General features: G+C 42.0%; 20 protein-coding genes, 2 tRNA genes, 1 rRNA gene and 1 pseudogene. All 24 read right to left on the bottom strand.

Annotated features, from left to right (window positions below):
- A 16S ribosomal RNA gene (locus AAZR19_RS18385) occupies positions 1–77 on the bottom strand; the annotation flags it as partial.
- A gap of 341 nt (positions 78–418) precedes the next feature.
- Entirely contained in the window at positions 419–1918 is a 1500-nt protein-coding gene (gene lysS, locus AAZR19_RS18390; RefSeq protein WP_024427180.1) for a lysine--tRNA ligase, read from the bottom strand.
- Positions 1919–2008: 90 nt separating this feature from the next.
- Positions 2009–3010 carry a tRNA dihydrouridine synthase DusB gene (gene dusB, locus AAZR19_RS18395; RefSeq protein ID WP_041105742.1) on the bottom strand — a complete coding sequence of 334 codons (1002 nt, stop codon included), beginning with the start codon at positions 3008–3010 and terminating at the stop codon, positions 2009–2011.
- Positions 3003–3236: a helix-turn-helix domain-containing protein gene (locus tag AAZR19_RS18400; RefSeq protein ID WP_024425661.1), complete on the bottom strand. Its 234-nt coding sequence runs from the start codon at positions 3234–3236 to the stop codon at positions 3003–3005. Before AAZR19_RS18400 ends, dusB begins: the two co-directional genes overlap by 8 nt.
- The gene (gene folK, locus AAZR19_RS18405) at positions 3188–3691 is read right to left on the bottom strand and encodes a 2-amino-4-hydroxy-6-hydroxymethyldihydropteridine diphosphokinase (RefSeq protein ID WP_024425660.1); all 504 of its coding nucleotides are present in this window, start codon (positions 3689–3691) and stop codon (positions 3188–3190) included. The genes AAZR19_RS18400 and folK overlap by 49 nt, the downstream gene beginning before the upstream one ends.
- Complete coding sequence (folB, locus tag AAZR19_RS18410) at positions 3688–4050, bottom strand: dihydroneopterin aldolase (RefSeq protein WP_024425659.1); 363 nt, start codon at positions 4048–4050, stop codon at positions 3688–3690. Before folB ends, folK begins: the two co-directional genes overlap by 4 nt.
- Positions 4043–4900: a dihydropteroate synthase gene (gene folP, locus AAZR19_RS18415; RefSeq protein WP_076839434.1), complete on the bottom strand. Its 858-nt coding sequence runs from the start codon at positions 4898–4900 to the stop codon at positions 4043–4045. The genes folB and folP overlap by 8 nt, the downstream gene beginning before the upstream one ends.
- A 9-nt stretch (positions 4901–4909) precedes the next feature.
- The gene (gene pabC / locus AAZR19_RS18420) at positions 4910–5758 is read right to left on the bottom strand and encodes an aminodeoxychorismate lyase (protein WP_076839432.1); all 849 of its coding nucleotides are present in this window, start codon (positions 5756–5758) and stop codon (positions 4910–4912) included.
- Positions 5755–6348 (bottom strand): aminodeoxychorismate/anthranilate synthase component II, encoded by a 594-nt coding sequence (gene pabA / locus AAZR19_RS18425; protein ID WP_024427182.1) that lies wholly within the window; start codon positions 6346–6348, stop codon positions 5755–5757. The genes pabC and pabA overlap by 4 nt, the downstream gene beginning before the upstream one ends.
- A 13-nt stretch (positions 6349–6361) precedes the next feature.
- Entirely contained in the window at positions 6362–7780 is a 1419-nt protein-coding gene (locus tag AAZR19_RS18430; RefSeq protein ID WP_434703946.1) for an anthranilate synthase component I family protein, read from the bottom strand.
- Between the two features lie 124 nt (positions 7781–7904).
- Complete coding sequence (cysK, locus tag AAZR19_RS18435; protein WP_024425655.1) at positions 7905–8828, bottom strand: cysteine synthase A; 924 nt, start codon at positions 8826–8828, stop codon at positions 7905–7907.
- Between the two features lie 77 nt (positions 8829–8905).
- A complete protein-coding gene (locus AAZR19_RS18440; protein ID WP_024425654.1) occupies positions 8906–9814 on the bottom strand; it encodes a peptidyl-prolyl cis-trans isomerase in 909 nt (302 codons plus the stop codon).
- A gap of 46 nt (positions 9815–9860) precedes the next feature.
- Positions 9861–10736, bottom strand: a complete 876-nt coding sequence (gene hslO / locus AAZR19_RS18445) for an Hsp33 family molecular chaperone HslO (RefSeq protein ID WP_041105733.1) — start codon at positions 10734–10736, stop codon at positions 9861–9863.
- 14 nt (positions 10737–10750) lie between these two features.
- Positions 10751–11527: a type III pantothenate kinase gene (locus AAZR19_RS18450; protein ID WP_262090828.1), complete on the bottom strand. Its 777-nt coding sequence runs from the start codon at positions 11525–11527 to the stop codon at positions 10751–10753.
- Positions 11528–11689: 162 nt separating this feature from the next.
- Positions 11690–13591, bottom strand: a complete 1902-nt coding sequence (ftsH, locus tag AAZR19_RS18455; RefSeq protein WP_024427186.1) for an ATP-dependent zinc metalloprotease FtsH — start codon at positions 13589–13591, stop codon at positions 11690–11692.
- A gap of 95 nt (positions 13592–13686) precedes the next feature.
- Positions 13687–14226 carry a hypoxanthine phosphoribosyltransferase gene (gene hpt / locus AAZR19_RS18460; RefSeq protein ID WP_434703950.1) on the bottom strand — a complete coding sequence of 180 codons (540 nt, stop codon included), beginning with the start codon at positions 14224–14226 and terminating at the stop codon, positions 13687–13689.
- Positions 14223–15645, bottom strand: a pseudogene (gene tilS, locus AAZR19_RS18465) (tRNA lysidine(34) synthetase TilS). The gene hpt and the pseudogene tilS overlap by 4 nt, the downstream one beginning before the upstream one ends.
- 96 nt (positions 15646–15741) lie before the next feature.
- Positions 15742–16749: a protein kinase domain-containing protein gene (locus AAZR19_RS18470; protein ID WP_434703968.1), complete on the bottom strand. Its 1008-nt coding sequence runs from the start codon at positions 16747–16749 to the stop codon at positions 15742–15744.
- The gene (locus AAZR19_RS18475; protein ID WP_434703952.1) at positions 16733–17470 is read right to left on the bottom strand and encodes a VWA domain-containing protein; all 738 of its coding nucleotides are present in this window, start codon (positions 17468–17470) and stop codon (positions 16733–16735) included. The genes AAZR19_RS18470 and AAZR19_RS18475 overlap by 17 nt, the downstream gene beginning before the upstream one ends.
- Before the next feature lie 76 nt (positions 17471–17546).
- Positions 17547–20030: a stage II sporulation protein E gene (gene spoIIE, locus AAZR19_RS18480; protein ID WP_326149332.1), complete on the bottom strand. Its 2484-nt coding sequence runs from the start codon at positions 20028–20030 to the stop codon at positions 17547–17549.
- A gap of 203 nt (positions 20031–20233) precedes the next feature.
- Positions 20234–20305: transfer RNA gene (locus AAZR19_RS18485), tRNA-Glu, on the bottom strand.
- Positions 20306–20330: 25 nt separating this feature from the next.
- Positions 20331–20404: transfer RNA gene (locus AAZR19_RS18490), tRNA-Met, on the bottom strand.
- Between the two features lie 177 nt (positions 20405–20581).
- The gene (locus tag AAZR19_RS18495; protein WP_008357409.1) at positions 20582–20977 is read right to left on the bottom strand and encodes a S1 domain-containing RNA-binding protein; all 396 of its coding nucleotides are present in this window, start codon (positions 20975–20977) and stop codon (positions 20582–20584) included.
- An 82-nt stretch (positions 20978–21059) separates the two neighbouring features.
- Positions 21060–21434, bottom strand: a complete 375-nt coding sequence (locus AAZR19_RS18500) for an FtsB family cell division protein (protein WP_003217952.1) — start codon at positions 21432–21434, stop codon at positions 21060–21062.
- Between the last annotated feature and the right edge of the window lie 13 nt (positions 21435–21447).

Raw genomic sequence — 21447 nt, forward strand, 5'->3', positions numbered from 1 at the left:
CCTTCTGTCCGCTCGACTTGCATGTATTAGGCACGCCGCCAGCGTTCGTCCTGAGCCAGGATCAAACTCTCCGAAAAAGTACAAAACCGAAGTTTTGCTTTTCGCCAGTTTGACTGACTACCTATGATGTATCATAGGATTTTTTATAAAAACTCGAATTAACAGGTACGTTTTGTCTTGTTTAGTTTTCAAAGATCATGTTCGTTATCGCTCGTAAGCGACTTTAATATCTTACCATTTTGTATCGGTTAAAGTCAAGAATTTTTTTCAATTTCTTTTTTTAACCTCGTTGCTATTTTGCGGCAACGAATAGTAATATACCACCTGGAATCTTTCCTTGCAATAGTTTTTTTAAAAAAAGTTTCATTTTATGAAAAATAAAAAGCGCCATAGATAAAATGGCGCTTTGATTGATGTATTAGCGGTTTCTCATTTGCGGGAAAAGCAGTACATCTCTGATTGATGGAGAATTTGTTAAAAGCATGATTAATCGGTCGATCCCGATTCCTAACCCACCTGTTGGAGGCATGCCGTATTCTAACGCTTCAACAAAATCGTCATCCATTAGATGTGCTTCGTCATTTCCTTCTTCACGTTCTTTTAATTGAGCTTCAAAGCGTTCTCTTTGATCAATTGGATCGTTTAGCTCTGTGAATGCATTTGCATGCTCACGGCGCACGATAAACAGCTCAAAGCGATCTGTGAAGCGAGGATCTTCAGGATTTTTCTTAGCTAATGGAGAAATCTCCACTGGATGTCCGTAAATGAATGTAGGCTGAACCAATGTTTCTTCTACTTTTTGCTCGAAGAACTCATTGATAATATGACCTACTGTCATATTTTTCGTGATTTCAACACCATGATCAGCAGCATGCTGCTTTGCTTCTTCTATAGACATCTCCTGCCAGAAGTCTACGCCTGTTGCTTCTTTGACCGCTTCAACCATATGCAGTCTCTTCCATTCAGGTTTGAGATCAATTTCATCTTCTCCATATTGAATGGTTGTTGTTCCCAGCACCTCTTGGGCAATATGAGCAATCAAGTTTTCAGTCAGATTCATGATGTCTTTGTAGTCTGCGTATGCTTCATACAGCTCAATCATAGTGAATTCTGGGTTATGACGAGTCGATACACCTTCATTACGGAATACGCGGCCAATCTCGTATACTTTCTCTAGACCACCGACAATTAGGCGTTTTAAGTGCAGCTCGATCGCAATACGCATATAAAGCGGCATATCAAGTGCATTGTGATGAGTAATGAAAGGACGCGCTGATGCACCACCAGGAATGCTGTGCATTGTTGGTGTTTCAACTTCTAAGTATCCTTTAGAATCCAAGTATCTTCTCATGGATTGAATGATTTTGCTTCGCATAATGAATGTCTGCTTACTTTCTGGATTTACAATGAGGTCAAGGTAGCGCTGACGATAGCGTTGTTCAACATCTTTTAATCCATGATATTTATCAGGAAGCGGGCGAAGTGCTTTTGTCAGAACCTCAAAGCTAGTCGCTTTAATAGAAAGTTCTCCTACATTTGTTTTAAATACCGTTCCTGTTACACCGATGATATCGCCTAGGTCCGAGCTTTTAAATAATTCGTAGGCTTCTTCCCCTACACTATCTTTACGAACATAGATTTGAATTTGTCCTTCTAAGTCTTGAATATGCGCAAAGCCAGCTTTACCTTTTCCGCGCTTTGTCATCATACGTCCAGCGATTGTTACTTGAGCCGCTTTTCCTTCTAAGTCTTCTTTAGAAAACTCGTCATATTCAGCGATAATTTGCGCAGATTGATGAGAACGGTCATATCGTTCACCGAATGGATCGATACCCTCTTCTCTCATTTTATTCATTTTGTCACGTCTGACTTGGAATTGGTCATTTAATTCTTCGTTATTAAGCCCTTCATTACTCATTTATATCACTCCAATAATGTATTTTGCAGAGAAAAGCAGAAAAACTGCCAGTACATGCACTAGCAGTGAGCTACAAAAAGAAAGATAATCTTATCCTACTTTTATACTTTGAAGCTCTTTTGCCTCGGCTTCGATCGTAAAGTCATCAAGAACTTGTACAAGCTCCGCTCTCGTTTCACTTTGATTGATTTGATTTCTCACGTCCGCATTACCTCGGACACCTTTTAAGTACCATGCTGCGTGCTTTCTCATTTCTCTAACAGCCACATGCTCACCTTTTAGATCAATGAGTCTGTCTAAGTGAAGCTTGCACACTGACATTTTCTCACGCACGTTTGGCTCTTCTTTCAGTTCACCCGTTTCTAAATAATGAACCGTTCGATAAATCATCCACGGGTTTCCAAGTGCGGCTCTTCCGATCATGACAGCGTCCACTCCTGTTTCATCAAGCATACGTTTTGCATCTTGAGGGGTTTTGACATCGCCATTGCCAATGACAGGAATTGAAACAGATTGTTTAACCTCTTTCATAATATCCCAATTCGCTGTTCCTTCGTACATTTGCACGCGTGTCCGTCCGTGAAGCGCAACCGCTTGTCCACCTGCTCGTTCTACAGCACGGGCATTGTCGATAGCAAAGATATGGTCTTCGTCCCAGCCCATTCTCATTTTCACTGTAACTGGTTTGTCTACAGCTTCTACGACAGCAGAGACCATTTCATAAATCTTGTTTGGATCAAGGAGCCATTTCGCGCCTGCATCACATTTCGTAATCTTTGGTACAGGACAGCCCATGTTGATATCAATAATATCAGCTGTGGTATTCTGGTCTACAAACTTTGCCGCTTCGACGAGTGTGTCTTTTTCCCCTCCAAATATCTGAAGGCTCAAAGGCTTTTCCCGTTCATCAATGTATAGCATACCCATTGTTCTCGCATTGTTGATCAGGATCGCTTTGTCACTGACCATTTCAGCGCAGACTAAGCCCGCTCCAAACTCTTTCACTGTCAGTCTGAAGGCAGAGTTGCACACACCAGCCATTGGTGCGAGCACTACTTTGTTTTTAATCTCGATATCTCCGATTTTAAACATTTTTCCCCCTCCTTTCTTCTTCAAGAATTGGCGAAAGTTCTTCCACCGTTATATTTAAAGCATCTGCTATTTGACCAACCAATTGGTTTGTTGGTAATCGATTGCCTCGCTCAATTTCTCCTAAGACAGAGACAGAGATGCCCAGTCTTTTCGCGAACCCTTCCTGAGTATACCCTTTTAGCTTTCGGTATGCACGAATTCTTCTACCCCACATGTCTTTTTCCATATGCTTACACCTTCTTGGTCTGTTACGGCATTTATTTGTACTTCGCCGATTTCTGGGCAAATCTCACTCATCGGGACAAGAACGAATAAACGTTCGTACATTCTAGGATGCGGCACTACAAGTTGTTCTGTTTCAATATTTTCACGATTATAAAGTAAAATGTCAAGGTCAGCCGTTCGCGGTCCCCATCTCACTTCTCTTGTTCTGCCTAACTCTTGCTCGATTTTCTGAGTAAGAGAAAGTAGCTCCTCTGGACGAAGTGAAGTGGTAATTTTCACAGCCATATTTAAAAAGTCATCTTGGTTTTCATAGCCTACAGGTGCTGTTTCATATATCGATGAGATTAATTCCACTTGAACCTCTGGATGTTCATGCAGTTTTTTGACGGCTTCTTTTAAATAGGTTTCTTTTTTACCTATGTTTGAGCCTAATGCGATGTATGCTGTATTGTTCATGTGCGCGATCTCGTCATTTCAATTGCAACGGACTGATAGTGTCCTGGAATTGGCGGGTCTGGCTTGATTACCTTCACTGTACATTCCTGAACTGTCGGAAAGTCCTTTAACACTTGGTTTGCAATTCTTTCTGTCAGTGTTTCAACGAGATTGACCGGCTCGCCTTCTACAATGCTTTTGCAGATTTGGTAAAGCTCTGCATAGTTGATGGTCTCATTGAGGTCATCAGTTTGTCCGGCTTTACTTAAATCAAGTGAAGCTGTTAAGTCCACGCGGAATCGCTGCCCTAATTTATTTTCTTCTGCAAATACACCATGGTACCCGTAAAATTCCATTCCATTTACATATACTTTATCGATGATAAGCGCCTCCCTTATTCAGCATGGCATCCATCATTTTTGCCATTCTTGCTATTTCTTTTACATCATGTACACGGACCATCGCACTGCCCTTTTGAATCCCAAGGCAGACCGTCGCACCTGTTCCTTCAGTACGTTCTTCAGGCGGCAGGTCTAAGACAGCACCAATGAATCGTTTTCGAGATGTAGCTAGCAGCAGTGGATACCCAAGGTGACAAAAATGTTCAAGTTCATTCATGACCTTCAGGTTGTCCTCTTTATTTTTCGCAAATCCTACCCCTGGATCTAATATGATCATGTCATCACGGACACCCGCTTGCTGGGCAATTTGGACACTTTCTTTCAAATCGGCGATCATATCTGAAATCAGATGTGTGTAGTTTCGTTCTGGCCGATTGTGCATTAAAATAATTGGGACATTGTGCTTCGCTGCCACATGTGCCATTTGGGGATCTGCCTTCGCTCCCCATACATCATTAATGATGGAGGCTCCAGCTCTCACCGCTTCATCTGCGACACGGGCTTTATACGTATCAATAGAGATAGGTACATCTAATTCTTTTGTGATCTTCTCAATGACAGGAATGACCCTTGAAAGCTCCTCTTCTTCCGAGACAAGTGCCGCTCCCGGGCGAGTCGATTCTCCGCCAATATCAATAATATGCGCCCCGTCTTCTATCAGCTGCGCTGCATGAGCCAGCGCTTTATCTACTTGATTAAACTTTCCTCCATCTGAAAAAGAGTCAGGAGTGACATTTAAAATGCCCATGACCAATGTCTTTTCTTCATAGCTAAGGGTGTGATGCTTGGCCTGTATGATTTTAGGCTGTTTTATCAATTGTTGTGTCATTGTGTCCACCTACTCTTTATGGTCTTGACGTTCTTTTGTGTATTGCATTCTTAACTTTGTTGAGATGGTCCGGCTGTTTTTGGGCAAGTGGATGTCTCCTATACTCCCGAAAGGTACAACTCCCTGAACAGAATTGGTCATCCATGCCTCATCAGCTGAGAGCAAATGTGAGACTGGGTATCGTCCTTCCTTTAGCGAGACCCCCATCGCGTGGAGTGTTTCCATACAGTATCGACGTGTGACCCCATTTAAAATGCCTGTATCAAGTGACGGTGTATAGACCTCATCATCTTTCCGCCAAAATACATTCGAGGTAATACCTTCTGCCACATCATCTTCTTTCGTTAAAAAGATGCCTTCTAACGCCGGGTCGTTCCCCACTTCTCTTTTCCCGAGCAGGTTGTTCATATAGTGATGAGACTTGAGGCGTTTTGGCCCTTCAGGTGTATTTCTTCTTGTTTGAAGAATGACTCCCTTTTTCTCATCCAAAATAGATTCTGGACGGAATGGAGAGATCATGACAAAAACGACAGGCTCTTCATAAGGATCTGCAGAAAACCCATTGCCTCTGCCCGCAGAAACATTCAAGCGAATTCTCGCATGGCCGCCTGCTATTTGGTTTTTATTTAGTAAAGTATGAATGATGTCGAGTACAAATGGTTTCTCTATTGTGGATTCGATGCAAAGGTCACGTAATGATTGATTGAGCCTTTCAAGATGCCAATCTAACAGGAATACTTGTCCTGCCAGGCTGGTAAATGTTTCGAATACACCGATGCCATATAGAAAACCATGATCAAAAGGAGAAAGAGTCGCGTCTTTCTCCTCTATATACTGACCGTTCAGATAAATGATCATGCGTTTACTTCTTGCCCCTTTTTACGATAGGTTTCAATGAAATTTTTCAGCATTTCTTTTCCGAAGGACGTCATAATCGATTCAGGATGGAATTGCACACTTTCAATCGGCAGTTCTTTATGGCGAATCGCCATGAGCTCGCCTTCTTTTGTGCTGGCTGTTGCGTCAAAGCACTCTGGCAGTGTCTCGTTTTTGACAATTAACGAATGATATCTCGTTGCGACGAGCGGATTTTGTAGTCCTGTGAAGACACCTTTTCCGTCATGTTTAATCTCTGACGTTTTCCCGTGCATTAAGCGCTCTGCTCGAACGACATCCCCGCCAAAGACTTGTGCGATGGATTGGTGACCTAGACACACACCGAAGATCGGAATACTTCCTGCAAAGTGCTTGATCGCCTCCATACTAATTCCCGCTTCATCAGGACTGCATGGCCCTGGAGAAATCATGAGAAAATCCGGCTTGAGTTCTTCAATTTCTTGAATGGTGACTTGATCATTCCGTTTTACGATCAATTCTTCTCCAAGCTCACCTAAATACTGGACCAGGTTGTACGTAAATGAATCATAATTATCAATCATTAAAATCATACTCTGCTCACCTCTAACTCAAAATAGTCTCTTCTTTGCTCAGCTGTAATGCTTTTTTCACTGCATAGGCTTTTTTAATCGATTCTTTATATTCGTGTTTTGGGACTGAATCAATGACGATCCCCGCACCTGACTGCATAAAGGCTTTTCCTTCTGTACAATACGCAGTACGAATGACGATATTAAAGTGCATATCTTGATTGAATCCAAACCAGCCTATAGATCCAGTATAAAGCCCACGTCTTGTTGGCTCAAGTTCTTCTATGATTTCCATCGTCCTCACTTTTGGAGCACCTGTAATCGTTCCACCTGGGAATACAGCTCTCATGACATCTACCGCGTCACATTCATCACGCAGCTCTCCTTGTACATTGGATACAATATGCATTACGTGTGAATATTTCTCAATCGCCATAAATTCGTTCACTTTTACGGATCCATAAGTGGATACGCGTCCAAGGTCATTCCGCTCAAGATCAACGAGCATCACATGCTCTGCGCGTTCTTTTTCATTTCCAATGAGCTCTTTTGCCAGAGCTTGATCCTCAGCGTCGTCTTTGCCTCGTGATCTTGTTCCGGCAATTGGTCTTGTTTCTAGCTGAGTTCCTTTTTTCTTAATAAGCAGCTCTGGAGATCCACAAACAATCTGGAAGTCAGGCGTATGCAGGTAAGACATGTAAGGAGATGGATTGACTTGACGTAACGTTTTGTATAAATCATACGGATGAGTGTGTAGCTGTTCATCTTGTCTGATGGATAAGTTCACTTGGAACACATCACCGTTTGCGATATATTGCTTAATTTTCTCTACTGCTTCCCCAAAGGTTTCTTCAGTGAATGGTGCTGCTGGTACAAATTCTGTGGAAGGTTCACTGACAGGTGATTGTGCTGATTCTTCTGAAGAGCTTGTCCATTTTTGCTTCCATTCTTCAAGCCTTTGGTTCGCTTTACTCACTGATTCCGTTTCCTCTATGTGCGTAATCAGCCACAGCGCGTGCTCTTTATGATCAAAAACTGCAACATCGTTAAATACGAGGAAATAAAGGTCTGGTGTTTGAAGATCATCAATTGACAGCATCTTAAAATGTTCGATGTATCTAGCATAATCGTAGCTTAAAAACCCAATTGCTCCGCCTTGAAAATCGGGGTATTCGTCGTTCGTTTCGGTTTGAAGAGTTTGAAACCAATCCGTAAACGCTCTGAATGGATCACCTTCTTTGAACAGCACCTCATCTTGATAATGGATAGTCGTCATTCCATCTTTCCCCTTCGCTTTAGCGATCGGGTGAATACCAGCGATGCTATAAGAACCGCCGCGCGCACTTTCAAGAAGCACATGATGTGTTTCACGAGCAGTTAATTGTTCGTATCTTTTCAAGAATGCATCTTTCGTAAAAGGAATTTTGATGCCCATCGGCCTGCGTTGTGTCATGTTATCATCCTTTTTCATTTTCATTAATCTTATTGTAATGCAATCCAATTTATTTAGAAAATAGTATTTGCTTTCCATCTTCAGAATTCATGAAAAAACCCCAGCAAATGCTGGGGTGATTGGTTTAATCGAATTGATAAAGAGGTGTACTGAGGTAACGCTCACCATTACTTGGGATGATGGCCAGAACCTTTTTCCCTTTACCAAGCTTCTTCGCTGTTTGAAGTGCTGCGTAAATAGCTGCTCCGGAAGAAATACCGCCAAGGATTCCTTCTTCTTTCGCTGCTTTTCTTGCAAGCTCAAATGCATCTTCGTTTTTCACTTGGATGATGCCGTCATATATTTCTGTGTTCAAGATTGAAGGAACAAAACCTGCTCCAATTCCTTGAATTTTATGTGGACCCGGCTTACCGCCTGACAATACAGGAGAATCTGTCGGCTCTACTGCATAAAGCTGGATGGATGGGATGGCTTCTTTTAGGACTTCACCAGCACCTGTAATCGTACCGCCCGTACCAACACCTGCAATAAATGCATCAAGCTCGCCGTCAAACTGTTCAAGGATTTCTTTCCCAGTTGTACGACGGTGAATCTCTGCATTGGCTTCGTTGCTAAATTGCTGAGGCATGAAATAACCATGCTCTTCTGCTAATTCTTCCGCTTTTTTGATGGCACCTTTCATTCCTTCTGCACCTGGTGTTAAGACAAGTTCCGCACCATAAGCGCGTAAAAGGTTGCGGCGTTCCTGACTCATTGTGTCCGGCATAACCAAAATCGCATTGATTCCTTTAGCAGCCGCTACCATTGCAAGGCCGATTCCTGTATTTCCGCTTGTTGGTTCAATAAGCGTATCGCCGGCTTTTAATGTACCTTTTGCTTCAGCATCTTCGATCATCGCTAAAGCAATACGATCTTTGACACTGCTGCCCGGGTTCATATATTCAAGTTTCAAGTAGACATCCGCACTGTCTTCATCTACTAAACGGTTTAATTTAACGACTGGTGTATTTCCTATTAGTTCAAAAACTGAATTTGCAATACGAGCCATCACTAACACCTCTATCTCCGAGTAATTTTATTGTATTAATATTAAATTATCAATTTCAAAAAATTTTGTCAATGCTTTTAGTCCTGCTCTCCATCGTAAAACCATGTGACTTTTGCTTCTTTCCACAGGGTTTTGACATTCGCCTTTTCACCTAGATCTTCCATGGCGATCTGCCTTTTAATCTGGTCTTTGACTTCGTCATAGGAGAAAGAGCGGCCATTTAATTTTTCTTTTAACTGAATAATGGCATACCCGTTTTTGGTCTGAATCGGCTCTTTCGTCCATTCATCTGGCTGAAGCTTTTGAGCTTCTTGTATGTATAGGGCTGGGATACTTTCCTGCTCTTCTGTCACAAATCCAAGATCTCCGCCGTATGGTGAGGTGTAACGGTCGATTGAACGTTCAGCTGCCACGGCTTCGAAACTAGATCCACCTTTTAAATCTTTCAATACATTTTCAGCCTCGCTCTTTGTCTTCACGACGATATGGCGAATGCGGTATGAATCATCATATTGATATAAGTCCTTGTTTTTTTCATAAAACGATTTCGCTTCTTTTTCAGAAACGACGGCATCTCTTGTTAAAAGCTGCTCTAATAAAATTTGATAACGAATCTGTTCTTTCCATTCCTTCTCACTTGTATGTCCATCTTCATAGAAATTATTAGACACCGCTTTGAGCATAAGCAATTCACGATTGATCTCTTTTGAAGACACTTCCAGCTTGTTTTGCTTGGCAAGCTGATTGACCACCTTTTGATTGATCATTTGCTCAAGAGTCGCCTTTCCGTAGCGGTCTTCCATTTTCTTTAGCCATTCTTGACGCGTCACCTTCTCTTTTCCAATTGACGCAATTTCTTCACCGCTCTTCCCGTTAGAAGAAGCCTGTGACATTTGTGACTTTGTTAATACATATGCAATGACAACGGCATTAATCATGAGCAACACGAGGATAAATGTCCATACCACTCTTGCTTTTAGTCTCATCTTTCGTCTCCTTTCCATTCTAAAAAGAAAACCCGCTGCTTAGAGCTTAGCGGGTTAATTCTTCACGTAGCTCTTCTAGCTCTTCTTTTGTAAATACATACGTTTCGTTACAAAAATGGCATTGAGCTTCTGCTTGTCCGTCTTGTTCAATCATATCATCAATTTCGGCTTTCCCTAGGCTGATAATGCCATTTGCAAACCGTTCTTTTGAGCAGTTACAAGAAAATTCGACAGGTACAGTTTCTAAAATTTGAGGCTTTTCACCGAGTACTTCTTCTAATATTTGTTCTGGTGTCATCCCTTTTTCAATGAGTTTAGAGATGGGTTCAATGGTTGACAGGCGCTTTTCTAGTCTTTCAATGACAGCATCTTCTGTACCAGGCAGCAATTGAATGATGAAACCGCCTGCTGCGAGAATCGAATTATCTGGATTGACAAGGACGCCTACGCCTACAGAAGAAGGCACTTGCTCAGAAGAAACAAGATAATAAGTGAAGTCATCTCCAATTTCACCTGAGACAATTTCTGTTTGTCCTGTAAAGTGGTCCTTCAGCCCGATATCTTTGACAACACTTAACGTTCCAGATGTTCCGACTGCACGTCTAACATCCAGCTTGCCATGTTCATTTAAGTCAAAGTGAACTTGTGGGTTTGAGACATATCCTCGCACCTGGCCTTTTGCATTTCCATCAGCAATAATGGCGCCGATTGGTCCACCGCCTTCTATTTTGACAGTTAGCTTATTCTCACCTTTCAGCATAGCACCCATCATGACTGTTGCTGTCATCGTTCTGCCGATGGCTGCTGATGCAGTCGGCCACGTATGATGTCTTCTTTGTGCTTCGTTGATTGTATCTGTTGTGTTTGCAGCATATGCGCGGACTTTTCCGTCATATGCTAACGCTTTAACTAAGTAATCCATTTGATTTAAACCTCCTATAATACACCGACACGATTACGTTCATAAATGAGCCGCAGTCCTTTTAATGTGAGGAACGGATCGACAATATCAATACAGTCTGATTCATTTCCAATCAATGTAGACAAACCGCCTGTTGCAATGACTTTCGGTGTTTGTTTGGCTTGCTGCTTCATCCGTTTCACTATTCCCTCGACTTGGCCAACATATCCATAAAGGATGCCGGATTGCATCGCACTGATGGTGTTTTTTCCAACAATGTGATCTGGACGGACAATTTCAATTCTCGGCAGCTTCGCCGCTCTTGTATATAAAGCCTCAGTTGAGATGGTAATACCCGGTGCAATCGCTCCACCCATGTATTGTTTTTGTTCATTGATATAACAGTAGGTTGTTGCCGTTCCAAAGTCTACCACAATAAGAGGTGCCCCATATAGGTGAATTGCTGCTACTGCATTGACAATTCGATCTGCCCCGACTTCCTTTGGATTGTCACACATAATGTTTAATCCAGTCTTCATTCCAGGCCCTACAATTTGGGGTGTTATGTGAAAATACTTTTCGCACATTCTTTCAAGTGCGAACATCATTGGCGGGACAACAGACGAGATGATAATCCCTTCTATTTGGTCAAACATCAGCCCCACATAATCGAATAAAGCCCTGATGGACATACCAAATTCATCTTCTGTTTTATGACGGCTTGTTTCAATTCGCCAATGGTAGTTTAGATCGCCATTATGATAAACACCTAAAACGGTATTTGTGTTTCCTACATCTATCACGAGTAACAACTTCATCACCACTTTGAATAGTTTCTCAAAAAGAGCATTTTTCGACTTTCTATCATACCATACACGAATTGAGTTCCATTTGTAAACAATTCGAAACCGATCCATTCATGAATCGAAATAAAAAAAGCTGCCGGTGATCCCGGCAGCTTTCACAGAAGGAGATTAGATCTCCTCATCTTCTTTTTTCTTGATGTTTACTTTCACATCATCGTTTTTCTCTTCGTCATCTGCATATACACGCTCTGGAAGCTTTCCAGTTTCGTAAAGAGATTTAATTTGTTCAGCATCTAATGTTTCAACTTCTAGAAGGGCTTGTGCAATGATTTCTAACTTATCTTTATTCTCAGTGAGAATTTGTTTCGCACGTTCGTAGCTCTCCTTAATGAAACGCTGAACTTCTTGGTCAATTTCGTAAGCGATCGCTTCACTGTAATTCGGTTCATTGTTGAAATCACGGCCAAGGAAGACTTGACCTCCTTGTGATTGACCGAATTGAAGCGGACCAAGTTTATCAGACATACCGAACTCTGTGACCATTCTTCTTGCAATGCCTGTTGCACGCTGGAAGTCGTTGTGAGCGCCTGTACTTACTTCACCAAACGTAATTTCCTCTGCAACACGACCGCCGAGCAAGCCGACAATCTTATCAAGAAGCTCTGGCTTCGTTTGGAAATAACGGTCTTCTCTTGGAAGCATGACCGCATATCCGCCTGCCTGACCACGAGGAACGATCGTTACTTTATGCACCATGTCCGCTTCGTCTAGGATAAGACCAATGACGGTATGACCTGCTTCATGGTAAGCCACGATATTACGTTCTTTCTTCGAAATGACACGGCTTTTCTTCGCCGGCCCAGCGATGACACGGTCAGTCGCTTCGTCAATATCACGCATATCGATTTTCTTTTTGTTATGACGGGCAGCAACAAGTGCTGCTTCGTTTAGTAAGTTCTCAAGATCTGCTCCAGAGAACCCTGGTGTTCTGCTTGCAATGGCTTTTAAGTTAACTGACTCGTCAAGCGGTTTGTTTTTCGCATGAACTTTCAGTACTTCTTCACGGCCAATAACATCTGGGCGGTCAACCGTAATTTGACGGTCAAAACGTCCCGGACGCAGCAATGCAGGGTCTAGAATATCTGCACGGTTTGTCGCAGCAATGATAATAATACCTTCGTTGGCACTAAAACCATCCATTTCAACAAGAAGCTGGTTAAGCGTTTGTTCACGCTCGTCATGACCACCGCCAAGACCGGCTCCACGCTGACGACCCACTGCATCAATCTCATCAATAAAGATTAAGCAAGGTGCATTCTTTTTCGCATTTTCGAATAAATCACGTACACGTGATGCACCGACACCGACGAACATCTCGACGAAGTCAGAACCACTGATGCTGAAGAAAGGAACGCCTGCTTCTCCTGCAGATGCTCTCGCAAGCAATGTTTTACCTGTACCTGGAGGTCCTACTAGTAAAACCCCTTTAGGGATTCTTGCGCCAAGCTCCGCAAATTTACGTGGGTCCTTCAGGAATTCAACCACTTCTACAAGCTCTTGCTTTTCTTCATCTGCACCGGCAACATCTTTAAATTTCACACGTTTCTTCTCTTCTGTGTAAAGCTTCGCCTTACTCTTACCAAAGTTCATGACTCGGCTTCCGCCGCCCTGAGCTTGGTTCAATAAGAAGAAGAACAGGATAAAGATGATGATAAACGGAATGATGGTTGTCAGAACTTGCAGCCATCCATTTGTTTCAGGTGCTGGTTCTACTTTTACATCTGTATTCTTCAGTGCACTGTAAATTTGGTCAACACCTTGACCATCTGGAACATGGGTAATGAAGTATTGATCTTTCTTCGCGCCATCTAATTGACCACGAATTTCATAAACCCCTCTTACAGGCTGAATGGAGATACTCTCCACTTTTCCCGCACTTAGATTTTGCGAAAATTTGCTGTAAGACATGTTCTCAGGCTTTTGATTTGGGGATCCTAACCAACTGACGACCCCTATCACAAGTAATAAAATAAGTATATAAAAAATCGTATTACGAAAAACCCGATTCATTCCTTACCTCCTCCCACAGTAAGCACAACTATGTTCAATAGTATCATAGAAAATCATTCCAACACAACCAATAACCTCATGTATACGTATGCTGATTAGCTTTCGTAAACAGATGGTTTTAACACTCCAATATACGGGAGGTTTCGGTAACGTTCAGCGAAATCCAATCCATAGCCGACAACAAAAGCATCTGGCACTTCAAATCCAACATAATCTGCTTTGATGTCTGCTTTGCGGCCGCTTGGTTTATCAAGCAATGTCACAATTTTAATGGAATTTGCTTTACGGTATCGGAAAAGCTCTACCAGATAGCTCAAAGTTAACCCACTGTCGATGATATCTTCCATAATCAAAATATCTCTTCCTTCAACAGAAGTATCTAGATCCTTAATGATCTTTACTTCTCCAGAAGATACGGTAGACTTTCCGTAGCTAGATACATCCATAAAATCAAGTTCTAAATATGTATCAATGTGTTTGATCAGGTCTGCCATGAATGGAAGAGCCCCTTTCAAAACACCAATAGCCAGGGGAAATTTACCATCATAATCACTGGTTAATGTTGCACCCAGTTCCTTCACTTTTTGCTGGATCTCTTCTTCTGAGATCAAAATCTTTTCAATATCTTGTTTCATGCTTTTGCTTGCCCCCTACAAATTTTCGTGCTGTCTATATTGTAATACAATGAGATCGCTGTTTGTCATATCAATTTCTTCAAAAACGGATTTTTTCAGACCTGGGATCCAGATGATTTGATGATCCGAGTCAGTGACGATCGGCCAGCTGTCTCTTTCTGCAAGAGGCACTTTTTTATCAATAAATATATCCTTCACCTTTTTTGATCCATTCATCCCTTTAAGTTTGATTCGATCACCATTTTTTCGTGAGCGAATGATCAAAGGGAGACGAACATGATCTTTTTGAAGCAAGAAAAAATGGTTTCCGTTCCGTGCATCCTTCGGAACATGATTTGATACTGCGATAGACTGTCCATTTGGGAGAAAAAGCTCTTCTCCGAGCTCAACCTTTAAGTGAAGAGCATAAGACTGGTCTAATACATGCGATCGTTCAAAGGTAAACATACAGTGATCATAAGACTTGACAGCTTGTAAACCTTTTGGCAAATCTAATGATCCAGACGGTTGATCGGTATGAGATAACCAGTCTAAAGTCCCTAGAATATGCTGGTTTGAAAACGCTGATTGAGTGTTTTCATAAAGATAGTTTAATATTAGTTGAATGCCTCTTCTTTGTAAAGGCAAAGGCAGGTCAAGCAAAGGCTTCGTTTTGATCTCAATTTGGTTAGGCGATTGACTCGTTATCACTTGGTTCATTTGTTCCTTTGTTAAAGCCTGCAAGTATTGCTCATCCTCAGTCAGCATGTCACTTACAAACTGAAAGCTTTCATGTACATGAGGTGCCTCTTCTTTTAACACGGGAAGAATGTGTCTTCTTACCCGGTTTCTCAAGTAGTCATCCGTATGATTGCTTTGATCAATGACATAGGGGACATGTTCTTTTTCACAAGCTTTTAGTACGTCGTCCTTAGAGTATCCAATGAGCGGTCGAATCAGCCACCCATTTTGAAAAGGACGTTTTGCTTGGATACCCGCGAGTCCTATACCAACAGTCCCTCTCGCAAGTCTCATCAACATTGTTTCTACTTGGTCGTCTCCATGATGTGCAAGCGCTATAAATTGAGCGTTGTATTGCTCCATCAATTGACGAAAGAAAGCATATCTGCACTCCCTTGCAGCTGCCTGTTTGTTTAAGCGGTTTTCTTTTGCATATTGGGTGACCTGTATGCGGGACGATTCAAAAGGGATCTCGTGCTCCTTACAGTATGCCTCAACAAATGCCAAATCAGCAAAGGACTCTTCTCCTCTGAACATGTGATCTACATGGGCTGCAATCAGCTGATAGGAACCTTTGCGGCGCTTGTTAAGTTCATGCAGTAAGAGCATGGAATCCGGTCCGCCGGAAACCCCGACAATGACTGTCGTATTTTCAAGGTAAACATCATGCTTTTTCAAAAAAGATTCAATTCTATTCACAACTTCCTCCTCACAAAGAGCAGGTAATTTAAAGATATACATATCCTATCACTTTCAGTAGCTCCAAGCAAAGAAGAAGCCTGCTTTTTTACAGCTCTACAACAGGAACAAAACCACATATGCACAGTAAAGAGCGAGTACACTGCACACGATAAGAATGGTTTCAAAAAGCCCGCCTGATTTTTTGCGTGCTGACGTTCTTTTTGCTGCTGCAGCCCGCGATCGTGTAGTCACTTGTTGATTTTGATTAACAGCGTGTTTTGGCGCGTTTTTTTGCTGCTGCTTCTTTTGGCGCGTTTTTCTTGATGCAATCAGCTGTCCTTCTTTCAGCATCGCGCTTTTCATATCTGCTGCTGATTGATATTTACCTTGTAGAGCAGCCTTTAACACCCTTTCATATCGCTTTAATAAAGGATGTCCTTCAATGGCTCGATAAAGCTGCTTTTCTGGTTCTGCTCCTTTTTTGAATTCTTTCTTATACGCACAGTTGACCATCACCATGGTCAGGGCAAATAAATCATACGATGGTTCAGCTTTTCTTGTGCCAAACCCCCAATAGCCTCGATCAAAAAACTCGGTATACTCCTTAATTGCCCTGCCTGCTTTCGTCGTTCCACCCACATCAATGCACCGAATCGTTGCCGGGGGACCAGAAACAATGAGATTATCCGGCTTTAAGTCACCAAAAATCCATCCTTCCTGATGTAAATGAGCCAGACTGGATAAAAGCTGAATCATCAAAACAACGATCCACTCATCACCCTTTTGTTTCACAAATTCAAGCAATAATGGACCTCTGACATATTCCATCACATAAAAAGAGCGTTTTTGAGGCATACCGGGATAAATCGCATCATCCATATCATAAAAAGAAGGCCCCATGGTTTTCACAGGAGCCTTTGAAAAGGATTTTAATACATTGACTTCAGATGCAATGAGCATACTGTCATCACTCACTTTAAGGGCCGCTTGCCCATGTGGCGATTCGGCCAGATAGACAACACCGTTCGCCCCTTTTCCAAGCTCTTTTACAATACGGTAATGATGGTGGTGCCATTTCCCTTGAATCACCGTGCCTAACGGGATGTTAGAATCCGAATTCATCATCATGCTTTTCCTTTGCTTCAAGCAGCCCTTTGCGTGAACGAACTGATTTGAAATGCTGAAGTGCTTCCCGAAGCGCTGGTCCCGTTGGGGTGATTCCTCCAGTGGTCAGTTTTGGGAAAATAGATGATAATGAATCGAATCGAGGCGTCCAATTCAACACAATTTCAGCATCTGAGTTTTTCCCGGGAAATACACACATCCCAAACTGATTTTCTCCAATTCTTGAATTTAAACTGATAGAAAGGTCGATAAGTGCTTCTTTGACGGTTGGCAGCTTCGGTTTCATACTTGCACTTGTATCAACAAGCACGAGTACTTGAAGGTGAACCGTCTCTCCTAACTCATCGACAACCTCCATTACTTCCCCGCGCTTATCAGGTGGAAGTTCTTCAATTTCAGCATCTTTGCCGAGAATTTGCTGCAATTCTTTATTCACAACACCTTGTAGCGTTTGTGTCATCGCTTTTTTTGTGACCATTTGTACTGTTTGAGATAACTGCTGGACATAGACAACTTGATGGATGCCTCCGCCTGCGAGAGCAATCCCCTCCACTTCCTTCATCGCTTCATGATCGTGTCTGTTTTCTTCCATAATGCCAATGACATTGACTGTAATCCCTTGTTCCTTTGCCAATGAGGCAATCGCAAGCGGATCTTCCCCGTGATTTGAGCAGCCATCTGTAATCAATAAGATTTGGTTGACGTGACCTTTTCGCATCTTCATTCCTCCTGGGATTGTAACTGAATGCTTATATCCCCATCATCGCCAGAAGAAATTCATATTATACGATATATTAAGAAATCTCTTGTTTCTCAAGATAGAATGTACCGGTCGGAATGGAAGCCCATTTTGGTGTGTTGTGGTCGAGCCTGATGACAACAACTGTCATATCGTCGTCAATTTGGCCTGCTCTTGTTCGAATAACCTCTTCCATTAATAAATCAGCAATTTCTTGGGGATCTTCTGTTTTAAAGCTTTTCATTTTCCGTTTCACCCACAGATCATGATTTTCAATATGCTTTGGCCCCTCAAAAATACCGTCACTCATCATAATCAATAGGTCTCCTGCCTTCATCTGTTCACTCACAACCTCGACTTCGAATTCATCAATAATACCGATTGGCAAGTTGCTTGCTTGTACCTTCATCACCTGATCACCCCGTTTAATAAAGCTGGGTGTTGAACCAATCTTGAGGAACTTACAGCTCGCATCCTGTAAATCAATGATCGATAAATCCAATGTGGAATAGATCTCGTCCGTCGTTCGTAAAGATAAAATACTATTAATGGTTTTAATCGCCACTTTTTCATTGATACCTGACGCCAATATTTTTTCTAACAGCTTAATCGTTTCATTGCTTTCAAAATGAGCACGTGCTCCGTTGCCCATTCCATCACTAATAGCTGCGGCATACTTGCCTGCTCCAAGCTCCATCATGCTGTAGCTGTCTCCAGATACCAGTCCTCCGCCTTTTGCTGCATGTGCCACGCCTGTAGCCACTCGGTATGATTTAGCAGAGCCAAATACAACGTGGCAATAGCCTGTTGGATGCTCTGCACACTGTTCTGCTTTGACTAAAATCTGTTCTTCTAAAATATCCGAAAGCATTGGAGCAATGATTTTTTCACATTCCCCATGCCCTTGGCAATATGGTATTCTCATTTCAATATCCACATTTCCCTGCTCCAAGCTATAGATTTCTACTTGCTGAATTTCAATACCAAAGTGCTGAAGCGCTTCTATCATCTGCTCTTCCTGAATAAAATGCTGCTCTCTTTCTCGTTTTATTTCCCGGGAAAAATCCTCCATTACTTGCGAGACCCCCATCAGCTGTTCAGCGACAAGACGCCTGCTGTCTTGGACTTTTTTCTTCAGTGTCTGGTTGGCTTTATAGTAAGCGATCTCCTCTTCGATCAATTCCTCAACATGTTTTGATTTTGAGCAGTGCTGACTAAATTTCTTTTTCAATTTTCGGTTATGCTCATACGTTTTTTCATCAGATTCATGCATAACTTGTTTCATTAGTTCATAGGTTGTATCAAAGTTCTGCACCCAGCATTTATTTTTCTTATAGCACGTTTGACAGGATCGTTCTGTGATCGTACTTAAAAAAAGATCTACATCCTCTTCCTGCTTCTTCTCTTCAGGAACGGATTCGTAAAATGTCGCAAAACTCTCAGACAGCGCATGAAATACATGAGAGAATTGATCTACCTTTTTTGCTGTCACGTCTCGTACCTTCCGAGCATATTGCTGCTGCTCTTGTACATGCTCTACCGTACCAGGAATGTATTTCGCTACCTTGGAAGTAACTGATTGCGGCGTGAGCAAAAAGAGCGCAACCGCTATAAGTGATTCATACAGTGTGGTCATGAGACCTGCTGACCCTTCCCCGTACAGTGAAATGAGTAAGGAGCCCACAATTAAGCCGATGGCTGCCCCTGCTTTCTTCCCTTCTTTCAGCAATCCGCCTAATAAGCCTGAAAAGGCAAGAAGACTCATCTGATAAAGGTTTCCGATGTTAGCGAGACCGAGAATTAATCCTGTCACAACACCGACCGTACAACCAATACTGGCTCCGCCAATAAAGGCAAACGTCAGCACTACATAACGTGACAAAATATGCTCTGCCTGCATTCCTTGAAATGTGATCCCAGCAAGACCAGTTAAAACTGAGGCAATTAAAATCATAAAACAAATAATTTCTTCGACCTTTAAAGAGTGTTTAATTTTCCTGACTGTAAAAATCGGCAGGCTTTGAAGAAAAATCAGAGTCAAAATGAAGGCAAGTCCTGCTTCGACACCCGCCATGACGTAATCATAACTTTGCACAGCACCTTTCTCTAGGTAAACAAACGCTCCTCGGGTGATCAGCATTGAGAGAACAATGACAACCGGTAATGTTTTCACTGGGTCTTTGATGATGAAAGAAACGACCTTTGACATAAGGAGAAACATGAGCAGCGACGCAAACACAAACAATGCATTTTGAGGTGATATTGTCATCGCCCCAGCGAGTAATGCTAGACAAGCAAGCATCGCCTTATCTCTTTTAATAAGTAGCATGGAGCCAAAGAAAGGCAGAGCAAATGGCATAATTTCAGATAATATAAAGGCTCGTCCTAATAAAAAGCCTAGAACAACATAAATAAACCCTTTATAGAAAAAAAGAGAATGCGTGTGATGAAGAAACAGGTTTTTCATCTTTTTTAATCCCGCACTGATTCTTTCAAACCCCGCTCCTGTTAAATCAGTTCTTCTTTCTAGTTTTTCCATCTTCTCATCCCCCACCTGATATTCGTTGCTTGTCATTATAGCGAAGGTGAAAAAGAAATTTTGTCAAAAGAAGTTGTCGTTTCCATAAAACGTTCGACGCTTTATTCGTCAAAGAGGCATAGTTTCATGAAAGTCGATGTCTTTCATCAGAATTTTACGAAGGCACAAAAAAACAGCTTTCCTATAGAAAGCTGTTTCGAAGATGACCCGTACGGGATTCGAACCCGTGTTACCGCCGTGAAAGGGCGGTGTCTTAACCGCTTGACCAACGGGCCTTGCTTTATGTTCTAGTTAAAAGGATAGCGGCGGAGGGGATCGAACCCCCGACCTCACGGGTATGAACCGTACGCTCTAGCCAGCTGAGCTACACCGCCATAATGAAAATGCGCTAAGAAGCACAAGAACTATAATACAAAGGATTCGCTTGTCCGTCAATAGAAAGTTTGAAATTAAATGACGAAATCTCAAAAAATGTCGGATGGATCATGAAAAAAAGCACCTGCTGAACAGCAGATGCTTTGTTGTGAAAATATATAGAAAGCAGCAACAAGTTAACCTCTTCTTGCTCCGCGCCCCCCACGTTTTGATTCCGTGTTACGTTTTAAAGATGTTAAGCGATCTTCGCTATCTTTTAAGAATTTGTTCATTTTTTGTTCAAACGATTCCTTCGGACGGAAATCATTTCTGCTTGGTCTTGATTGTTGTTGAGGACGATCTTTTGCTTTTTTAATGGACAAGCCGATTTTACCGTCTTTTTCAACGTTAATCACTTTCACTTCAACTTGTTCACCGACTTTTAAATGCTCATTAATATCTTTTACATAGTTATCGGCTACCTCACTGATATGAACGAGACCAGTTGAACCGCCTGGCAACTCCACAAAAGCTCCAAAATTTGTAATGCCCGTAACTTTCCCTTGTAACTTGCTGCCAACTTCAATCGACATAAAAAAAGTGCTCCTCCTTAGACTTATAAAAAAATCTCATTTGTTCAATTATACATAAACTGAATTTTAAGTGTCAACAAGGCTAATCGCTCTTATTGCCCACATCAAAGATTTTTTCGCCTTTTTTGGACATATAATAGTCCCGTCGTGCCAGTTCGAGTACGTATTCCTTGCTTTTCAGCTTCTTAATTTCATCAGAAATATCTTCCTGCTTTGTTTGTAATTGCTTCAACTCTTTTTCGAGCGCAACCTTCTTCTCTTCTTTTTCCTTTAGTGAAGACGATTGCGACCAGAGGGCACTTGTCACCAAGACAGCAAACATGAGCACGATTACACCAAACACGGTAAGCCTTCTAAGGAGTCCGCGACGTTTGCGTTTTAAGCGCTGCGCTTGCTGTTCCATTTGTTTTTGGTAATCATTTTGAATTTGTGCGATATTTCTTTTTCTCTTGTTCAAAATTGAAGGCCTC

This window comes from Bacillus sp. Je.9.29.b (assembly GCF_051129925.1).
Taxonomy (GTDB): Bacteria; Bacillota; Bacilli; order Bacillales; family Bacillaceae; genus Bacillus; species Bacillus safensis.